Source organism: Microbacterium aurantiacum (assembly GCF_040532595.1).
GTDB classification, from domain to species: Bacteria; Actinomycetota; Actinomycetes; order Actinomycetales; family Microbacteriaceae; genus Microbacterium; species Microbacterium chocolatum_B.
Window position 1 is genome coordinate 1320463 of the sequence record NZ_JBEVYX010000001.1, and the last position, 17152, is coordinate 1337614.

General features: G+C 72.1%; 16 protein-coding genes. 5 read left to right on the top strand and 11 right to left on the bottom strand.

All coding sequences use genetic code 11. The features are described from left to right. The 4 genes from ABXJ56_RS06235 to ABXJ56_RS06250 are packed head-to-tail and all read right to left on the bottom strand — an operon-like array spanning window position 1 to window position 4678. Complete coding sequence (locus tag ABXJ56_RS06235) at window positions 1-1368, bottom strand: dihydrolipoamide acetyltransferase family protein (protein ID WP_353998841.1); 1368 nt, start codon at window positions 1366-1368, stop codon at window positions 1-3. A gap of 19 nt (window positions 1369-1387) precedes the next feature. Further along, entirely contained in the window at window positions 1388-2353 is a 966-nt protein-coding gene (locus tag ABXJ56_RS06240) for an alpha-ketoacid dehydrogenase subunit beta (RefSeq protein ID WP_353999978.1), read from the bottom strand. A gap of 50 nt (window positions 2354-2403) precedes the next feature. Continuing rightward, the gene (locus ABXJ56_RS06245; RefSeq protein ID WP_353998842.1) at window positions 2404-3561 is read right to left on the bottom strand and encodes a thiamine pyrophosphate-dependent dehydrogenase E1 component subunit alpha; all 1158 of its coding nucleotides are present in this window, start codon (window positions 3559-3561) and stop codon (window positions 2404-2406) included. 4 nt (window positions 3562-3565) lie between these two features. Next, entirely contained in the window at window positions 3566-4678 is a 1113-nt protein-coding gene (locus ABXJ56_RS06250; protein ID WP_353998843.1) for a histidinol-phosphate transaminase, read from the bottom strand. Window positions 4679-4746: 68 nt separating this feature from the next. Here ABXJ56_RS06250 and ABXJ56_RS06255 point away from each other — a divergent pair, with 68 nt between their 5' ends. Next, window positions 4747-5136, top strand: a complete 390-nt coding sequence (locus ABXJ56_RS06255) for a phage holin family protein (protein WP_353998844.1) — start codon at window positions 4747-4749, stop codon at window positions 5134-5136. On the opposite strand, the gene ABXJ56_RS06260 is transcribed toward ABXJ56_RS06255, so the two are convergent. Together ABXJ56_RS06260 and ABXJ56_RS06265 are read right to left on the bottom strand one after the other, a co-directional pair. Next, window positions 5111-6496, bottom strand: coding sequence for a hypothetical protein (locus ABXJ56_RS06260; RefSeq protein WP_353998845.1), 1386 nt, complete (start codon window positions 6494-6496; stop codon window positions 5111-5113). The two genes, ABXJ56_RS06255 and ABXJ56_RS06260, sit on opposite strands and share 26 nt — an antisense overlap. Further along, a complete protein-coding gene (locus tag ABXJ56_RS06265) occupies window positions 6493-6774 on the bottom strand; it encodes a hypothetical protein (protein WP_353998846.1) in 282 nt (93 codons plus the stop codon). Before ABXJ56_RS06265 ends, ABXJ56_RS06260 begins: the two co-directional genes overlap by 4 nt. A gap of 157 nt (window positions 6775-6931) precedes the next feature. Here ABXJ56_RS06265 and ABXJ56_RS06270 point away from each other — a divergent pair, with 157 nt between their 5' ends. Both ABXJ56_RS06270 and purB read left to right on the top strand, forming a co-directional pair. Next, the gene (locus ABXJ56_RS06270) at window positions 6932-7438 is read left to right on the top strand and encodes a low molecular weight protein-tyrosine-phosphatase (RefSeq protein WP_353998847.1); all 507 of its coding nucleotides are present in this window, start codon (window positions 6932-6934) and stop codon (window positions 7436-7438) included. Window positions 7439-7491: 53 nt separating this feature from the next. Beyond that, window positions 7492-8871: an adenylosuccinate lyase gene (gene purB / locus ABXJ56_RS06275; RefSeq protein ID WP_353998848.1), complete on the top strand. Its 1380-nt coding sequence runs from the start codon at window positions 7492-7494 to the stop codon at window positions 8869-8871. 54 nt (window positions 8872-8925) lie between these two features. Here purB and ABXJ56_RS06280 read toward each other — a convergent pair whose 3' ends face one another. The 4 genes from ABXJ56_RS06280 to chrA all read right to left on the bottom strand — a co-directional run bounded on the left by ABXJ56_RS06280 (window position 8926) and on the right by chrA (window position 12783). Next, window positions 8926-9249 (bottom strand): amino acid transporter, encoded by a 324-nt coding sequence (locus ABXJ56_RS06280; protein ID WP_353998849.1) that lies wholly within the window; start codon window positions 9247-9249, stop codon window positions 8926-8928. After that, window positions 9246-10040 carry an acyl-CoA synthetase gene (locus tag ABXJ56_RS06285; protein WP_353998850.1) on the bottom strand — a complete coding sequence of 265 codons (795 nt, stop codon included), beginning with the start codon at window positions 10038-10040 and terminating at the stop codon, window positions 9246-9248. The genes ABXJ56_RS06280 and ABXJ56_RS06285 overlap by 4 nt, the downstream gene beginning before the upstream one ends. Window positions 10041-10125: 85 nt before the next feature. Beyond that, a complete protein-coding gene (locus ABXJ56_RS06290; protein ID WP_353999979.1) occupies window positions 10126-11502 on the bottom strand; it encodes a pyridoxal phosphate-dependent decarboxylase family protein in 1377 nt (458 codons plus the stop codon). Between the two features lie 81 nt (window positions 11503-11583). Then, window positions 11584-12783, bottom strand: a complete 1200-nt coding sequence (gene chrA / locus ABXJ56_RS06295) for a chromate efflux transporter (protein ID WP_353998851.1) — start codon at window positions 12781-12783, stop codon at window positions 11584-11586. Between the two features lie 180 nt (window positions 12784-12963). Here chrA and ABXJ56_RS06300 point away from each other — a divergent pair, with 180 nt between their 5' ends. Beyond that, window positions 12964-14382, top strand: a complete 1419-nt coding sequence (locus tag ABXJ56_RS06300) for a hemolysin family protein (protein ID WP_353998852.1) — start codon at window positions 12964-12966, stop codon at window positions 14380-14382. Further along, complete coding sequence (locus ABXJ56_RS06305; RefSeq protein WP_353998853.1) at window positions 14379-15404, top strand: hemolysin family protein; 1026 nt, start codon at window positions 14379-14381, stop codon at window positions 15402-15404. The genes ABXJ56_RS06300 and ABXJ56_RS06305 overlap by 4 nt, the downstream gene beginning before the upstream one ends. On the opposite strand, the gene ABXJ56_RS06310 is transcribed toward ABXJ56_RS06305, so the two are convergent. Beyond that, window positions 15405-17138, bottom strand: coding sequence for an alpha-glucosidase (locus ABXJ56_RS06310; protein WP_353998854.1), 1734 nt, complete (start codon window positions 17136-17138; stop codon window positions 15405-15407). It lies immediately after the preceding gene. Between the last annotated feature and the right edge of the window lie 14 nt (window positions 17139-17152).

The window sequence follows — 17152 nt, forward strand, 5'->3', positions numbered from 1 at the left end:
TCAGTCGAGGAGGAGGGCGGGCTCCTCGAGGATGGAGGCGACGTCGGCGATGAAGCGCGACATGCCGTCGCCGTCGATGACGCGGTGGTCGAAGGACCCGGCGACGGTGGTGACCCAGCGCGGGCGCACCTCGCCGTCGACGACCCAGGGCTTCTGGCGGATCGTGCCGAGCGCGACGATGCCCGACTCGCCGGGGTTGATGATCGGGGTGCCGGCATCCATCCCGAAGACACCGATGTTCGTGATCGTGATCGTGCCGTTCTGCTGATCGGCGGGCGAGGTCTTGCCCTCGCGCGCGGTCAGCGTCAGCTTCTCCAGTGCCCGGGCGAGTTCACGGAGAGAGAGGTCCTGCGCGTCCTTCACGTTCGGCACCAGGAGGCCCCGGGGCGTCGCCGCCGCGATGCCGAGGTTCACGAAGCGACGGACGCGGATCTCCGCTCCGTTCTCACCGTCGACCCACGCGGCGTTGACCATCGGCGTCCGCTGCACGGCCCAGATGACGGCGCGCGCCATGATCAGCAGCGGCGAGACCTTGATGTCGGCGAAGTCCGGCGAGGCCTTCAGACGCTTGACGAGTTCCATCGTGCGCGTGGCGTCGACGTCGGTCCACACCGACACGTGCGGCGCCGAGTACGCCGACTGCACCATCGCCGACGACGTGGCCTTGCGCACACCCTTGACCGCGATCGTCTCCTCGCGGTCGCCCGCGGGTGCGGGAGCGGCGACCGGAGCGGGAACGGATGCCGGGGCGGTGCGCGCCGGGATCGACTCCTCGCGCACATCGCCCCACGCGGGCGTCTCGATGTTGCGGAAGACGCTCGCCTGCGAGGCGTGCTTCACGACGTCCTCGCGCGTGACCTCCCCGGCAGGACCGGAGGCCGCCACCGCGCCGAGGTCGACGCCGAGGTCGCGGGCGAGCTTGCGGATCGGAGGCTTCGCGATGACGCCGACCGACGACGCGACGCGCTCGCGCGCGCTCGGCGCGGGCTTCTTCCGCCGTGACTGCACCTGCCCGCCCGTGCCGTACCCGACGAGCACCGCGCCGTCCCCTTCCGAGGGGGTCTCCGCGGGTGCACCGTGCTCGCTCTGGCCGACCGTCGCCGGCGCGGCGGGGGACGCGGCATCCGTCGCGGCGGTCACGGTGATGATCGGCGCGCCGACATCGACCGTGTCGCCCTCGGCGACGAGCAGGTCACCGACAATGCCGGCGAAGGGCGAGGGGAGCTCGACGAGCGACTTCGCCGTCTCGATCTCGACCAGCACGTCGTTGACCGCGACGGTGTCGCCGGGCGCGACCCGCCACGAGACGATCTCGGCCTCGGTCAGGCCCTCCCCCACATCGGGGAGGACGAAGGTCTGCGTGCTCATGGGTGCTCCTGGCTCGGGGTCAGTAGGCGAGGGACCGGTCGACGGCCTCGAGGATGCGATCCGCATCGGGAAGGTACGCGCCCTCGAGCTTCGCGGGGGGGAAGGGCACATCGAAGCCGGAGACGCGGATGACCGGGGCCTCCAGCGCGTAGAACGCGCGCTCCATGACGGTCGCCGCCACTTCGCTCCCGAGCGAGGTGAACCCGGGCGCCTCCTGCGCGTAGACCATGCGACCGGTCTTGCGGATGGAATCCAGCAGAGGACCGTAGTCCACCGGCGAGAGCGAGCGGAGGTCGACGACCTCGCAGCTCGTGCCCTCGGACTCGGCGAGCGCCGCCGCCTGCAGGAGGGTCGTGACCATCGCGCCGTGCCCGACGAGGGTGACGTCGGTGCCGCGGCGGACGACCCGTGAGGCGTGCAGCTCAGCGGCGCGGGACGAGGTGTCGACCTCGCCCTTCATCCAGTACTTCGCCTTGGGCTCGAGGAAGATGACCGGGTCGTCGGACGCGATGGCGTCCTGGATCATCCAATACGCGTCGTTCGGCGTCGACGGGCTCACCACGCGCAGGCCCGGCGTGTGCGTGAAGTACGCCTCCGGGCTCTCCTGGTGGTGCTCCACGGCGCCGATGTGGCCGCCGTAGGGGATGCGGATGACGATCGGGAGCGACAGCGCGCCCTCGTGACGGTTCGTCAGCTTCGCGAGCTGGGTGGTGATCTGGTCGAACGCGGGGAAGACGAATCCGTCGAACTGGATCTCGACCACCGGACGGAATCCCGCCATCGCGAGGCCGATCGCCGTGCCGACGATGCCCGACTCCGCGAGCGGGGTGTCGAGGACCCGTCGATCGCCGAAATCGGCGATGAGGCCCTCGGTGACGCGGAAGACGCCGCCGAGGCGCCCGATGTCCTCGCCCATGAGCAGGACGCGGTCGCTGTCGGTCATCGCGGCGCGGAGGCCGGCGTTCAGCGCACGGCTCATCGGCATCGTCGTCGGAGCGGATGCCGGGGCGGCGGATGCCGCCGTCGTGGTGTCGGTCACGCCGTTCCCTCCTCGTAGGACGCCTCGTAGGACTGGAGCCACGCCGCCTGCTCGGCCACGAGCGGGTGCGGCTCGGAGTAGACGTGCGCGAACATCGACGACGCCTCGATCGTGCCGAGGGCATTGGTGCGTGTGCGCACGTCGTCGGCGAGCGCGGCGCCCTCGGCGGCGACGTCGGCGAAGAACGCGTCGCTCGCCCCGCGTCCGCGCAGGTACGTCTCCATGCGTGCGAGCGGGTCGCGGCGGCGCCACGACTCCTCCTCGTCACGCGTGCGGTACTTCGTCGGGTCGTCGCTCGTGGTGTGCGCACCCATCCGGTAGGTGAGCGCCTCGATCGCGCGAGGACCCTCGCCCGCCCGCGCCTCGTCGAGTGCGCGGCGGGTGACGGCGTAGCTCGCGAGCACGTCGTTGCCGTCGATCGGGATGCTCGGCATCCCGTACCCGGCGGCGCGTCGGTGCAACGGCACGGGCGACTGCGTGGCGACGGGCACGGAGATCGCCCACTGGTTGTTCTGCAGGAAGAAGACCTCCGGCGTCTTGTAGGAGGCTGCGAACACCATCGCCTCGTGCACGTCGCCCTGGCTGGACGCGCCGTCGCCGTAGTAGACGATGACGGCCTCGTCGCGTGCGGGGTCTCCCGTGCCGCAGCGCCCGTCGAAGACGAGCCCCATGCCGAAGCCGGTCGCATGGAGCGTCTGGGCGCCGAGGACGAGCGTGTAGATGTGGGTGTTGCCGTTCCGGGGATCGGACGGGTTCCAGCCGCCGTGCGTGAGCCCGCGCATGAGCCGGATGATGTCGATCGGGTCGACGCCCCGGATGCGGGTCACGGCGTGCTCGCGATACGAGGGGAAGAGGTGGTCCTGCGCGCGGGCGGCGCGGGCCGATCCGACCTGCGCCGCCTCCTGCCCGAAGCTCGGCGGCCACAGCGCCAGCTGTCCCTGACGCTGCAGGTTCGTCGCCTGGACGTCGAAGGCGCGGATGACGGCCATGTCGCGGTACAGGCCCTCGAGCGTGGTGTCGTCGAGCGCATCGATCAGGTCGAGGTACGGCTCGGCGGCGGGCGTCGGGGCGAAGACGCCGTCGGCGTCGAGCACGCGGACGAGGTCCGCAGGATCGTTCGCCGCCGAGGCGGCCGCGTTCTCGGGCGGAGTCACCGTTCTACGCTATCCGTCGTCCGGAGTGCCCCGTTGGGAGGTCTCTCACAACGGATGCCGCGATCTCTAGGACTTTGGCGACAGATTCGTGCTCTCCTACGGAGATCCGGATGCCGTCTCCGTCGAAGGGCCGGACGATGAGGCCGGCCGCGTCGAAGGCCGCCGCGAGCGTCAGCGACTCGGCGCCGGCGGGGAGCCATACGAAGTTCCCCTGCGCCTGCGGGACGTCCCAGCCCGCCTCGCGGAGCCCGGCGGCCAGCCGGTCGCGGCGGTCGGCGATCTCGCGGACGCGGGCGAGGAGCTCCTCCTCCGCGTCGAGGCTCGCCAGCGCCGCGGCCTCGGCGGCGGCGGTGACGGAGAGCGGGATCGTCGTGCTCCGCGCGGCGTCCAGGATCCGCGGGTGGCCGATCGCGTACCCGACGCGGAGTCCCGCGAGCCCGAAGGCCTTGGAGAAGGTGCGGAGGACGACGACGTTCGGGAACTCCTCGCCCCCGAGCACCCGCAGACCGTCGACCGCGTCGGGATCGGTGACGAACTCGGCGTACGCCTCGTCGAGGATCACCAGGACGTCGCTCGGCACCGCGCGGACGAAGGCGTCGAACTCGTCGTGGCGGACGACGGGGCCCGTGGGGTTGTTCGGGCTGCACACGATGACGGCGCGCGTGCGGGGGGTGACCGCCGCCGCCATCGCGTCGAGGTCATGGCGGGCGCCGTCGGTGAGCGGCACGGCGACCGAGGTCGCGCCGGCGACGACCGACAGCCACGGGTACGCCTCGAACGACCGCCACGCGTAGACGACCTCGTCGCCGGGGCCGGACACGGCCTGCACCAGCTGCGCGAGGATCGACACGCTCCCCGCGCCGACGTGCACCTCATCGGCGGTCCGGTCGAACCGCGCGGCGAGACGCTCGCGGAGGGCTGCGGCCGTCGCGTCCGGATAGCGGTTGAACTCCATCGCCGCGGCCACCGCCTCGCGGACGCCGGGGAGAGGTGTGTACGGGTTCTCGTTGCTGGAGAGCTTGAACGCCTCGGCGCCTGCCTGCCGGCCCTGGCGGTAGGCGGGGAGGGCGGCGATCTCCGGGCGCACGCGGACGGGGATGTCGGGGGCGTCGGTCACTCCCGCAGTCTACGAGCGTGCGCCCGGAAGACGACAGGATTCGACGCCCGCGTGGAAGACTGACCGGCATGGGATTCCTCATCCGCGTCGTCGTCAATGCCTTCGCGATCTGGGTCGTGACCCTGATCCCCGCCCTGCAGGTCACGGTGATCGCCTTCCCGCCGGGCGAGACGCTGCAGCTCGTCCTCACCCTCCTGCTGGTCGCGGCGATCTTCGCCCTGGTGAACACCGTCATCGGGACGGTCATCAAGATCCTCGCCTTCCCGCTGTACATCCTCACGCTCGGCCTCATCGGTCTGGTGATCAACGCCTTCCTGCTGTGGCTGACCGCGGCGATCACGTCGCTGTGGAGCTTCGGCCTCCGCGTCGAGGACTTCTGGTGGGGTCTGGTCGCCGCCATCCTGATCTCGCTGATCAACTGGGTGTTCGGCATCATCCTCCGCCCGAAGCGGGACTGACCGGCCCCTCCCCCCGCTCGGCGGCGTACTCCGTCGCACGGATGTCGGTGGCCGTCGCCAGCTCGTCGAAGACGCCGCGCACCGTGTCGATGCGCGGATCCGTCGACGCGTCGATGAGGGCCGCGGTCTCGGCATAGGCGGTGAGCCGGTGCGCGGGCACCGTGGTGTCGTGCGGCCCGGTGTTCGGGTCGGCGGCGCGCTCGACCAGGACGCTCCCCGCCGCCCCCGTCGCCGCGATCGCCCCTCCGCCGGAGAGCGCGACCGCGGGGTCGTCGGTGTGCCGCACCGACATGCTCCACGTGTCGGCGCCGAGGTCCATCTCGCGCGGTGTGCCGAACGACACCAGGGTCTCGGTGGCATACGGCCCCTCCATGGCCAGGTGCCCCGTGATCATCGCACCCTGGGAGTGGCCGAACGCGTGCACCACGTCACCGGGTTCGGCGCCGGCGTCCTCCAGCGCCTGCAGAGTCGCCGCGTACGACGCCGAGGTGTGCCCGGTGTACAGCTCGACGTTGGAGCGGTTGTCCCACGGGTTCCTCCCGCCGACCGCCGCCGTGGAGGTGCCCGCGACGTACACCGCGAACTGCCGGGACCCGTCAGGCATCGTGTACTTCTCCACGCGCACCCGCGCCTCACCGGGGCCCGGGATGCGGGAGGCGGCGTCGGCGAGGTTCCGCGGGGGCACGGATGCCCCGGCCGGCGAGGAGGGCAGGGCGCGGACGACCACCGGCGGCAGCGCACCCTCGAGGCGGGTTCCGGCCGGAACCCGGCCCATCCCCGTCGTCCCGATCACGGACGCGAGCGCGAGGGTCGACAGCCCGAGCGCCGCGCCGCCGAACACGCCCGCCTGCCAGCTGTAGTCGCTGCCGACGAGGAGACCCAGCTCCGTCGCCTGGCGGACCAGCTCCCCCGGCCACATCGCGGTCCGCTCCGCCTCCGCCCCCCACGCCGCGAGGATCAGTGCGCCGTCGTCGGCGCGGAGCTCGCGGATCCGCGCGGCGAGCACTCGAGCGGCGTCGGCGTCGCCGGAGAGGACGGCGGCGCGATGGGCGACGACGGTCTCGACCAGCTCGTAGAGCGTCGCCGCGTCGCGGAGCGCCGTCGCGATGCGCTCGCCCTCCGCGACGGCATCCCGCATCCGGGCCGCGAGGTCGGCGGCCTCGGCCGCCGCGGACCACGCGTCGGCCCGCTCCGTGAACAGCATGTTCTGCAGGGGCCCCAGGGCCCCGACCAGGCCCTCGAGGTCGACAATCGCGCCGTCGAAGGCGGCCGCCGTCCGCCGCAGCGTCTCGGTGTCGACGGCGACGGCACCGCCCCCGCGGATCTCCAGCTCCCCCGCCGGGGGCGTCGGGGCGTTCACGCGCAGTCCGTCTCGGCGCGCCAGCGCTGGAGCTGGAGGGCCGCCCCCGCGCTGAAGCGCACCTGAGCGAGCGTGCACGCGAGCGCACCGACCCGGCCCGCCCATGCCGTCGCCGCCGCGTGGAACTCCCGCGCGGCCTCCGCCTGCCAGTCGGTGCCGTCGCCGAGCGTTCGCACCCGCGCGATGAGCTCGTCGAGGCGGAGGACGAGACCGTCGAGCTCGCGCACGACGGTCTCGAGCACGGCGGTGGACGGCGGGGTGCACAGCAGGGGCGGCATGGGCCCATCGTCCGCGCCGCGGAGCGCCCGTGCGGACGGCATCCGCTCGATTGTGCACAGTCGGCCGGCCGCAGACCCACCGCCCGGCCTGTGCAGGAGGGCGGGGCCGGTCGGATGGTGCGTGCGCGACCGACGCCGGCGGGCCAGAATGGACCCCATGTCCGACCCCCGCGTGGAGCCCTTCCGCGTCGTCTTCGTCTGCACGGGGAACATCTGCCGTTCCCCGATGGCGGAGGTGGTGTTCCGCTCCCTGGCGTCGTCGGCGGGGCTCTCCGCCCGCGTGGTGTCCTCGAGCGCCGGCACGGGGGACTGGCACGTCGGCGAGCGCGCGGACGCGCGCACGATCGACGCGCTGGCGCGCAACGGGTACGACGGCGAACGCCATCGCGCACGGCAGTTCGCCCCCGCCGACTTCACCCAGAACGACCTCGTGGTGGCGCTGGACCGCTCGCACGAGCGGATCCTGCGCGGCTGGGCGCGCTCCGAGTCGGATGCCGACAAGATCGCCCTGCTGCTGTCGTTCGACTCCGCCGCGCCGTCGCTCGACGTCCCCGACCCCTACTACGCCGGCCCCCGGATGTTCGATCAGGTGCTCGGTATGATCGAGAGCGCGAGCCGGGCGCTCTTCCGGCAACTCCAACCCGCCATCCGACCGCACGTGTGAGCACGCGGGCGCGCTCGGCGCCGCGGGTAGAGCCTCGTCCCGACGGGAGTACCGTGACCTCTCTGCCGCCGCAGCCGCTCAGCCCCCTCGACGGCCGCTACCGGGCCGCCGTGGCCCCCCTGGCCGACTACCTCTCGGAGGCCGGGCTGAACCGCGCCCGCGTCGAGGTGGAGGTCGAGTGGATCATCACGCTCACCGATCTCTCCCTGTTCGGCACCTCTCCGCTGAGCGAGGACGACAAGACGCGCCTGCGGGCCCTCTACGTCGACTTCGGCGCGGACGAGATCGCGTGGCTCGCCGAGAAGGAGGCGGTCACCCGCCACGACGTGAAGGCGATCGAGTACCTGGTGCGCGACCGCCTCGACACCCTCGGCCTCTCGGGCCTCGCCGAGCTGACGCACTTCGCCTGCACGAGCGAGGACATCAACTCCGCCTCCTACGCCCTCACGGTCCACCGTGCCGTCGAGCGGGTGTGGCTGCCGGCGCTGCACCGCGTCATCGACGCCCTGGCCACCCTCGCCGACGCGCACCGCGATGCGCCGATGCTCTCGCGCACCCACGGCCAGCCCGCGACGCCGACGACGATGGGCAAGGAGCTCGCCGTGTTCGTCTGGCGCCTCCGGCGGGTAGCGGCCCAGGTGGCGGGTGGGGACTACCTCGCGAAGTTCTCCGGCGCCACCGGCACCTGGTCGGCGCATGTCGCCGCCGCACCCGATGTGGACTGGCCCCAGGTCTCGCGAGGATTCATCGAGGGTCTCGGCATCGGGTTCAACCCGGTCACGACCCAGATCGAGTCGCACGACTGGCAGGTCGAGCTCTACGACCGGATCCGTCACGCCGGCGGCATCCTGCACAATCTCGCCACGGATGTCTGGACGTACATCTCTCTGGGCTTCTTCGCGCAGATCCCCGTCGCCGGAGCGACCGGGTCCTCCACGATGCCCCACAAGATCAACCCGATCCGCTTCGAGAACGCCGAGGCGAACCTCGAGATCGCCGCAGGGCTCCTGCAGACCCTGTCGCAGACGCTCGTGACCTCCCGCCTCCAGCGCGACCTCACCGACTCCACGACCCAGCGCAACATCGGCGTCGCCCTCGGGCACTCGCTCCTGGCGCTGGACAACCTCACGCGCGGACTCGGCGAGATCTCGCTCTCGCAGCACGTGCTGGATGCCGATCTCGACGCGAACTGGGAGGTGCTCGCCGAGGCGATCCAGACCGTCGTGCGCGCCGAGATCGCCGCGGGTCGCTCCCAGATCACCGATCCGTACGCGCTGCTGAAGGACCTCACGCGCGGACGCCGTGTCGGCGCGGTCGAGCTGGCGGAGTTCGTGGACGGCCTCGACATCGGCGACGACGCGAAGGCGCGCCTGCGTGCACTGACCCCGGCGGGGTACACCGGTCTCGCGGCACGCCTGGTCGACCTGGCCTGAGCGCGCTCGCCCGTCGGGCGAGCGGTCCCGCGTGGGCGTGCCGCTGCGCGGGGATCAGCGGGTGGGCGGGGTCTCCGGCCCGTCCGTCGCGTCGGGCTCGGGGTCGTACAGCACCGGGCGGTCCACCGGTGCGGCGACCTGCGCCGGGTCGACGACCAGGAGCAGCAGCGAGACGATCAGCAGCGTCGCGATGAAGACGATGCCGGCGACGATGAGGGCCAGCACGAGGGCCCCCTGCGCCTCATCGGCGGGCTTGGACTGGAAGAAGCCCATCGACACCAGCGTGACGCCGCCGGCGAACAGCGCCGCGACGAAGGCGAGCCCGACCAGCTGGAGGGGCTTCATGAGGTCACGGCGGGAGGGCTGATTCTCGGTCACGCGGAATCCTTCTGTTCGGCCGGCGTCGGGGCACCGGTCGGGGAGGTGCCCGGAGCGGCGGACGCCGTCGGATCGGGCGATGCGGATGCGGCGGCGGGGCGCGGCGAGAACCCGGCGATGCCGAGGTAGACCGCCACGATGGCGGCGTAGGCGCCGAAGATGCCCACGGCGATGATGATCCCGGTGAGGGTGAAGGTCTGTCCGACCTCCTCGATCGTGTACCGCAGCGCGTAGCCGGTGGGCACCAGCAGCATGCCCGCGGCGAGCAGGATGCCGAGGGCGCCGACGACGACGGCGTCGCGCGCATCGCCGCGGGAGAGCGGGGGTGCCGGAGTCGCGCCGTCGCGCGGGGTCCAGGGCGCGACGTAGCCGGCGCGACGCGGCGCGGCATCCGTTTCGTCGCCCGTTCGGGCGGCACGGCGCGCGCGGAGCAGGGCGCGGACGCCGACGGCGAGCTCGATGGCTCCCGCGATGACGGCCCATGCGATCACGACGAGGAAGAAGCCGACGACCGAACGCACCGGAGGAAGGCCCGAGACGATGCCCGCCAGCACCGTCACCGTGCCCAGGGCGATCGCCGCACCGCGCCCGCCGGCCGGGGAGACGAGCCACGCGGCCAGGAGGAAGACGAGCCCGGTGGCGACCGCGAACCCGCTGAAGACGGCCGCGCCGACCTCGGCGGAGTGGTCCGGCGAGAAGGTGATCATCAGCGCCGCGAGCGCCGCGAAGCCGGCGCGTGCGAGCTGCACGTGGCGCACCTCGAACGTGCGGGCGGAAGAAGAAGGGGTCACGGGGGCATTCCTGTGGCGGCGGAACGAACCCTTCCAGTGTAGATCGTGCGCCCGAAGGCGCGGCCGGCGGGGAGGGCGCGGAGCCTCAGCGCAGCGAATCCAGGACGTCCACGAGGAGCTCGTAGGTCGTCAGCGGCGAGATGATCGCGAAGCGCAGCACCGGTTCGCCGGCGTGCGAGCTCGGCACGACGAAGGCGCGCTGGTCGTCCAGGAGCCGGTCCGACCAGGCCTTGTAGTCGGCCATCGTCCACCCGTGACGGCGGAACACCACCACGGACAGCTGCGGGTCGCGCACGAGCGAGACCTCGTCGCGCGCACGGATGTCGTCGGCGATCCGCGCGGCGAGGTCGATGCCGTACGCGATCGCGGCGCGGTAGTGCTCGGTGCCGTGGGTCGCGAGCGAGAACCACAGCGGGAGTCCGCGCGCCCGGCGGGTGAGCTGGATGCCGAGGTCGGACGGGTTCCAGTCCGGGGTGTCGGTCAGGGTGTCGAGGTACTCGGCCTTCTGCGTGTGCGCGGCGAGGGCGAGCGCGGGGTCGCGGTAGATCAGCGCGCACGCGTCGAACGGCGCGAACAGCCACTTGTGCGGATCGACGATGACCGAGTCGGCCCGCTCGACGCCGGCGAAGGCGCCGCGCATCTCGGGGACGAGCATCGCCGCGAGGCCGTAGGCGCCGTCGATGTGCAGCCAGACCCTGCGCGCGGCGGTGACGTCGGCGATCGAGGCGATGTCGTCGACGATGCCGAAGTTGGTGGTGCCGCCGGTGGCGACCACGGCGAAGACGGCGTCGCCGTGGTCGTCGAGCGCGCGCGCGACGGCGTCGCCGTGGAGGCGGCCGGCCCCGTCGACGGGAACGGGGAGGACGTCGACGTCCATGACCGCCGCGGCGGAGGCGATGGACGAGTGCGCCTCGGCGCTGCACACGACGAGCCAGCGCGCCGGGGTCGGGCGGTCGGCCTCGCGCAGGCGCCGGCGTGCGGCATCCCGCGCCGTGACGAGGGCGGAGAGGTTGCCGATCGTCCCGCCCTGGACGAAGACGCCGCCGGCGCCCTCGGGCAGGCCGAACTCGCGCGCGAGCCAGTGCAGCACCTCGTTCTCGGCGAACACCGCGCCAGCGCCCTCCATCCAGGACCCTGCGTAGACGGCGGATGCCGAGACGACGACGTCGAAGGCGAGCGCCGCCTTGCTGGGGGCCGACGGGATGAAGGAGAGATACCCGGGGTGGTCGGTGGAGATGCACGCCGGAGCGAGGACGTTCTCGAACAGGGCGATGGCGCGCCGGGCGCCGATCCCCTCCGGCGTGACCGTGCGCGGAGCGAGGCGCGCGAGATCGCTCGGCCGCAGCGGCTTGTCGAGCGGGATGTCCTCGTACAGGGCGCGGCGACGGGCGTACTCCAGCACATCGTCGACGACCGCGCGCGTCTCGGGCGAGATCGCGTGCATGCGGTCGGGTGGGGTCATCTCGGTCATGGCGGCTCCGGTCCTCACGACCCGTGTCGGGTCGGATCCACGGTAGCCGGGTGCGGGCGGACGAGGGGGTGTTCAGAGGAACGCGAGACCCACGCCGCCGGCGGCGCCGACGATGACCACCACCCACGGCGGCACGCGCCACGAGATCAGCAGCACGAAGCAGACGAGGGCGAGCGCGAAGGACGCGGGCCCCGTCACGGCGGTGACGAAGACCGGGTCGTAGAGGGCCGCGGCGAGGATACCGACCACCGCGGCGTTCGCGCCGCGCAGCAGCGCCTGGGCCGCCGGGCGCGTCCGCAACGCGCTCCAGAACGGCAGCACGCCGACGAGCAGCAGGAAGCCCGGGACGAACACCGCCACCAGCGCGACCGCCGCCGTGGCGAGGCCCGCGGCCCCCGGAGCGGCGAGCGCCCCGAGGTAGGCGGCGAAGGTGAACAGCGGGCCCGGCACCGCCTGGGCGACGCCGTACCCGGCGAGGAACTGCTCGGCGTCGACCCATCCGCCGGTGACGACCTCGGCTTCCAGCAGCGGGAGGACGACGTGACCGCCGCCGAAGACGAGCGCACCCGCACGGAAGAAGGCATCAGCGACGCCGAGAACCGTTCCCCCGAGTGCCGCCGCGGCGATCGGGAGTCCCACGAGCAGCACCGCGAAGATCCCGAGGGCGGTGACCCCCGCCCGCCGCGAGACGCCGAAGTCCAGGTCCGGTCCCGGCGTCTCCCCCGGCATCCGGCAGAGGACGAGCCCGGCGAGCGCCCCGAGGACGATCGCGGCCACCTGACCGAGGGTCCCCGCCACCACCAGGACGAGCACCGCCGCGACGACGGCGATCGACGCCCGACGCGCGTCGGGGGTGAGCGTGCGCGCCATTCCCCACACCGCCTGCGCGACGATCGCGACGGCGACGATCTTCAGTCCGTCCAGGATGCCGGAGCCGATCGTGCCGCCGAAGAGGTCCGCTCCGTACGCGAAGGCGACCATGATGATCGCCGACGGCAGGGTGAAGGCGAGCCACGCGGCGAGCGCACCGAGGGGGCCGGCGCGCAGGAGGCCGAGCCCGAACCCGACCTGGCTCGAGGCGGGTCCGGGGAGGAACTGACTCAGGGCGACGAGCTCGCCGTAGCCGCGATCGTCGATCCAGCGGCGGCGGGTGACGAGCTCGTCGCGGAAGTAGCCGAGGTGGGCGACGGGGCCGCCGAAGGACGTCAGCCCGAGCTTCAGGAAGGCCGCGAACACCTCCGCGGGGGTTCCGGCGCGTCGGGGGGAGCTCACGGGCGGGAGAATACCCGGTCGTGATGACCTAGAATCATCACCATTCTGACTCGGAGGTGCATACCAGCACGTGAACGGACACTCACGCGCGGGGTCGTCGACAGACGACCCCGGTCATAGTCCGGGCGTTCTCGCCCCTGTCCCCTTTTCCTCGCGTCCGGCGCGGGGGGTGATCCTTCCATGATCACCGCACTGCTCTTCCTTCTCCTCGGCATCGTCCTGACCGCGATCATCATCGCGGCGAACGGCTACTTCGTCGCGCAGGAGTTCGCCTACATGTCGGTGGACCGCGCGAAACTGCGCGCGCAGGCCGACGCCGGCGACGCCGCGTCCCGGCGCGCCCTCAAGGTCACGCAGCGGACGTCGTTCATGCTGTCCGGCGCGCAGCTGGGCATCACCGTCACCGGCCTCCTCGTCGGCTACGTGGCCGAGCCGTTCATCGGCGAGTCCCTCGGCACGCTTCTCGGAGGCGCCGGGATCCCCGCCGCGGTCGGCATCACGATCGGCACCGTCGGCGCCCTCGTGCTCGCCGCCGTCGTGCAGATGATCTTCGGCGAGCTCTACCCGAAGAACCTCGCCCTGGCGAACCCCGAGCCGCTGTCGCGCGCGCTCGCGCCGACCACCCTCGGCTACCTGACGGTCTTCGGGTGGCTCATCTGGGTGTTCGACAAGTCCGCCGAGGGCCTCCTCCGTCTCGTCCGGGTCGAACCCGTCCACGACGTGGACACCTCGGCGACGGCGAAGGACCTCGAGCACATCATCGAGGACTCCCGCGACAGCGGCGACCTGCCGGCGGACCTGTCGCTCATGCTCGACCGCATCCTCGATTTCCCGGAGCAGGATGTCGAGCACGCGATGATCCCGCGCGTCCAGGTCGATGTCGTCCACGTCACCGACCCGATCTCCCACGTGCGGGCGCTGATGGCGGAGGCGCACACGCGCTACCCGGTCATCGGCGAGCGCGACGAGCCGGTCGGTGTCGTCCACCTCGTCGACGTCCTCGGGACCGACCGCGACGACCCGCGTCCGGTGACCGCGATCATGCGCGAACCGCTCGTGCTCGCGACCCTCATGCCCCTCCCGGACGCCCTGGGCCAGCTGACGGCGACGAAGAACGAGCTCGCCTGCGTCATCGACGAGTACGGCGGGTTCGCGGGTGTCCTGACTCTGGAGGATCTCGCCGAGGAACTCGTCGGCGAGATCTCCGACGAGCACGATGCCGAGGACGGGGCGGGAGCGGTGCAGACCGCGGACGATACGTGGGAGATGGACGGCGACCTCCACATCGACGAGGTCGAGCGCGTCATCGGCGCCGACCTGGAACGCGGCGACTTCGAGACGCTGTCCGGACTCGCGATCGCGGCCGCCGGACGCCTTCCCGAACCGGGCGACACCGTCCGCGTCGAGCTCCCCCTGCAGGGCGCCGACGTCATCGAGGACGACCACACCTCCCGCGCGCTCCTCATCGAGGTCATCGAGCTCGACCGGCACGTCCCGCACGTCCTGCGGGTTCAGCTCGTCACCGAGCGCGACGCCGACCGGGAGGCGTCCGAGGCCCTGCGGGACGCGGCCCACGACACCGAGGAGGCGCAGCGATGAACGGCTGGATCGTCCTGATCGCCACCGTGGCGCTGATCGTGCTGAGCGCGTTCTTCGTCGTCATCGAGTTTGCCCTGCTCGGGGCGCGCCGGCACCGGCTGGAGGAGACCGCCACAACGGATCCCTCGGCGCGCGCGGCGCTGCGGGGGATGAACGAGCTCACCCTCATGCTCGCCGGCGCCCAGCTGGGCATCACGGCCTGTACGTTCGCCCTCGGTGCCGTCACCAAGCCCGCGGTCGATGCGTGGCTCGGACCCGTCTTCGCCTCCTGGGGTGCGCCCGAGTGGCTCGCCGGCGGCGCGGCGTTCGCGCTGTCGCTGCTCGCGGTGACCTTCCTCCACCTCGTCGTGGGCGAGATGGCCCCGAAGTCGTGGGCGATCGCTCACCCCGAGACCGCGGCGCGCATCGTCGGCATCCCGGCGCGCGCCTACGTCTGGCCGCTGCGCCCGTTCCTCCTGTGGGTGAACCGCATCGCGAACGCGCTCGTCGCGCGCAGCGGTGTCGAGCCGGTGGACCGCGCCGCGGTCGGCGGCCGCGACGCGGACACGATCCGCCACCTCGTGGAGTACTCCAGCCAGGTGGGCGTGCTCGAGCCCGAGCTGCGCACGCAGATCTCGCAGGTCATCGAGCTCGAGAGCCTCACCCTCGGCGACATCACCGTCCCGACGGCGACGCCGACGGCGGTGACGACGGATGCCGATCTCGCCGCCGTGCGCGAGGCGGCGCGCCGCACCGGTCACCTGCGGGTGCTCGTCCTCGACCGGGACGGTGAGCCGCGCTCGGTCGTGCACGTGCGCGACACGCTGCTGCGCGATGACACCGATGGCGTGTCCACCCTCGCGCGGCCGGTCCTGCGACTGTCGCAGGACCTCCTCGTGCACGAGGCTCTCCGCCGCATGCGCGAGGCGAGCGTCCAGCTGGTGGTCGTGGAATCCGAGGGCCGGGCCGTCGGCGTCGTCACCCTCACCGACGTCGTCAAGCGGGTCCTCCCCGGTGAGGCGACCGTCGGCGCGGCGGGCTGATCAGACGGTGTCGTCCTCCACGCGGTAGACGACGCACTCCCACGGCCGCAGCCGCAGGCGTCCCGAGGGCGCCTGCGGCGGGTCGTCGTGGGTGGCGATCGCGACGCCCGCCCGCCCGATGCCCAGGTCGCCGGCATCCCGCTCCACGCCCTCGCTCGAGCAGTTGGCCACGAGGGTGAGCCGGATGCCGTCCTGCGCACGGTGGAACGCGTAGACCTCGGTGTCCTCCGGCCAGACGAGGGTGAAGGTGCCGGTCTGCACGACGGGATCGTCGTGGCGGAGCGCGATGAGCCGTCGGTAGTAGTGGAACACCGACGCCGGATCGGCGCGGGCGTCCTCCGCGTTGATCCGGTCGTGGTTGGGATTGACCTCGATCCACGGCTCACCCTTGGTGAAGCCCGCGTGGACCGAACCGTCCCACTGGACGGGCGTCCGCGCGTTGTCGCGGCTGCCGAAGGCGAGGGCGCGCAGGAGCTGCTCGTCGTCGAACTCGCCGATCGCACGCTTGTCGTCGACGTAGCGCAGCGACTCGATGTCGCGGTACTGGTCGAACGAGGTGAACCCGGCATCCGTCATCCCGAGCTCTTCGCCCTGGTAGATGTACGGGGTGCCGCGGTGCAGGTGCAGGACCGTCGCGAGCGCCTTCGCGGAGGCGACCCGGTGCTCGCCGTCGTCGCCGAAGCGCGACACGACGCGCGGCTGGTCGTGGTTGTCCCAGTAGAGGGAGTTCCACCCGGTCTCGGCGAGACCGGTCTGCCATCGCGTGAGTGTCGCCTTGAGATCGCGGAGGTCGAGCGGCCGGTGCTGGAAGCGGTCGCCGTCGACGGTGTCGAGACCCATGTGCTCGAACGTGAAGACCATGTCGAGCTCCGCGCGTGCGGGGTCGGTGAACAGCCGCGCGTCCTCGACGGTGGCGCCGGGGGTCTCGCCGACGAGGAGCAGCGAGTCGCGCCGCCCCGCGAACACCTCGCGGTGCATCTCCTGGAGGAACTCGTGCAGCCGCGGGCCGTTCGCGCTCGCGGCGGTGGCGTCGCCGTACAGGCCGCTCGCGACGGGCGCGTCGGAGAGCGCGCCCTCCGGGCCGACGTCCTTGGAGATGAGGTTGATGACGTCCATCCGGAAGCCGTCCACCCCGCGGTCGAGCCACCAGCGCATCATCGCGTAGACGGCCTCGCGCACCTCCGGGTTCTCCCAGTTGAGGTCGGGCTGCTTCCGGCTGAACAGGTGCAGGTAGTACTGCCCGGTCTGCTCGTCCCACTCCCAGGCGGGACCGGAGAAGAAGGAGCCCCAGTTCGTCGGTTCGGAGCCGCGTGTCCCGGGCTCGAATCCGTCGCGGGGGTCGCGCCACCAGTACCAGTCGCGCTTCGGGCTGTCGCGGGAGGAGCGCGACTCGACGAACCACGGGTGTTCGTCGCTGGTGTGGTTGACGACGAGGTCCATGACCACCTTGATCCCGCGGTGGTGCAGGGCCTCGATGACCTCGTCGAGGTCGTCGAGCGTGCCGAAGAGGGGATCGACGTCCTGGTAGTCGCTGATGTCGTACCCGTTGTCGTCTTGCGGGCTGCGGTATAGCGGAGAGAACCAGACGACATCCACTCCGAGTTCGGCGAGATGATCGACGCGGCGCAGGATGCCGCGCAGGTCGCCGATGCCGTCGCCGTCGGAGTCCTGGAACGAACGGGGGTAGATCTGGTAGACCACCGCGGAGGTCCACCATGCGTACTCGGCGCTCATGGCCCCCACCCTAC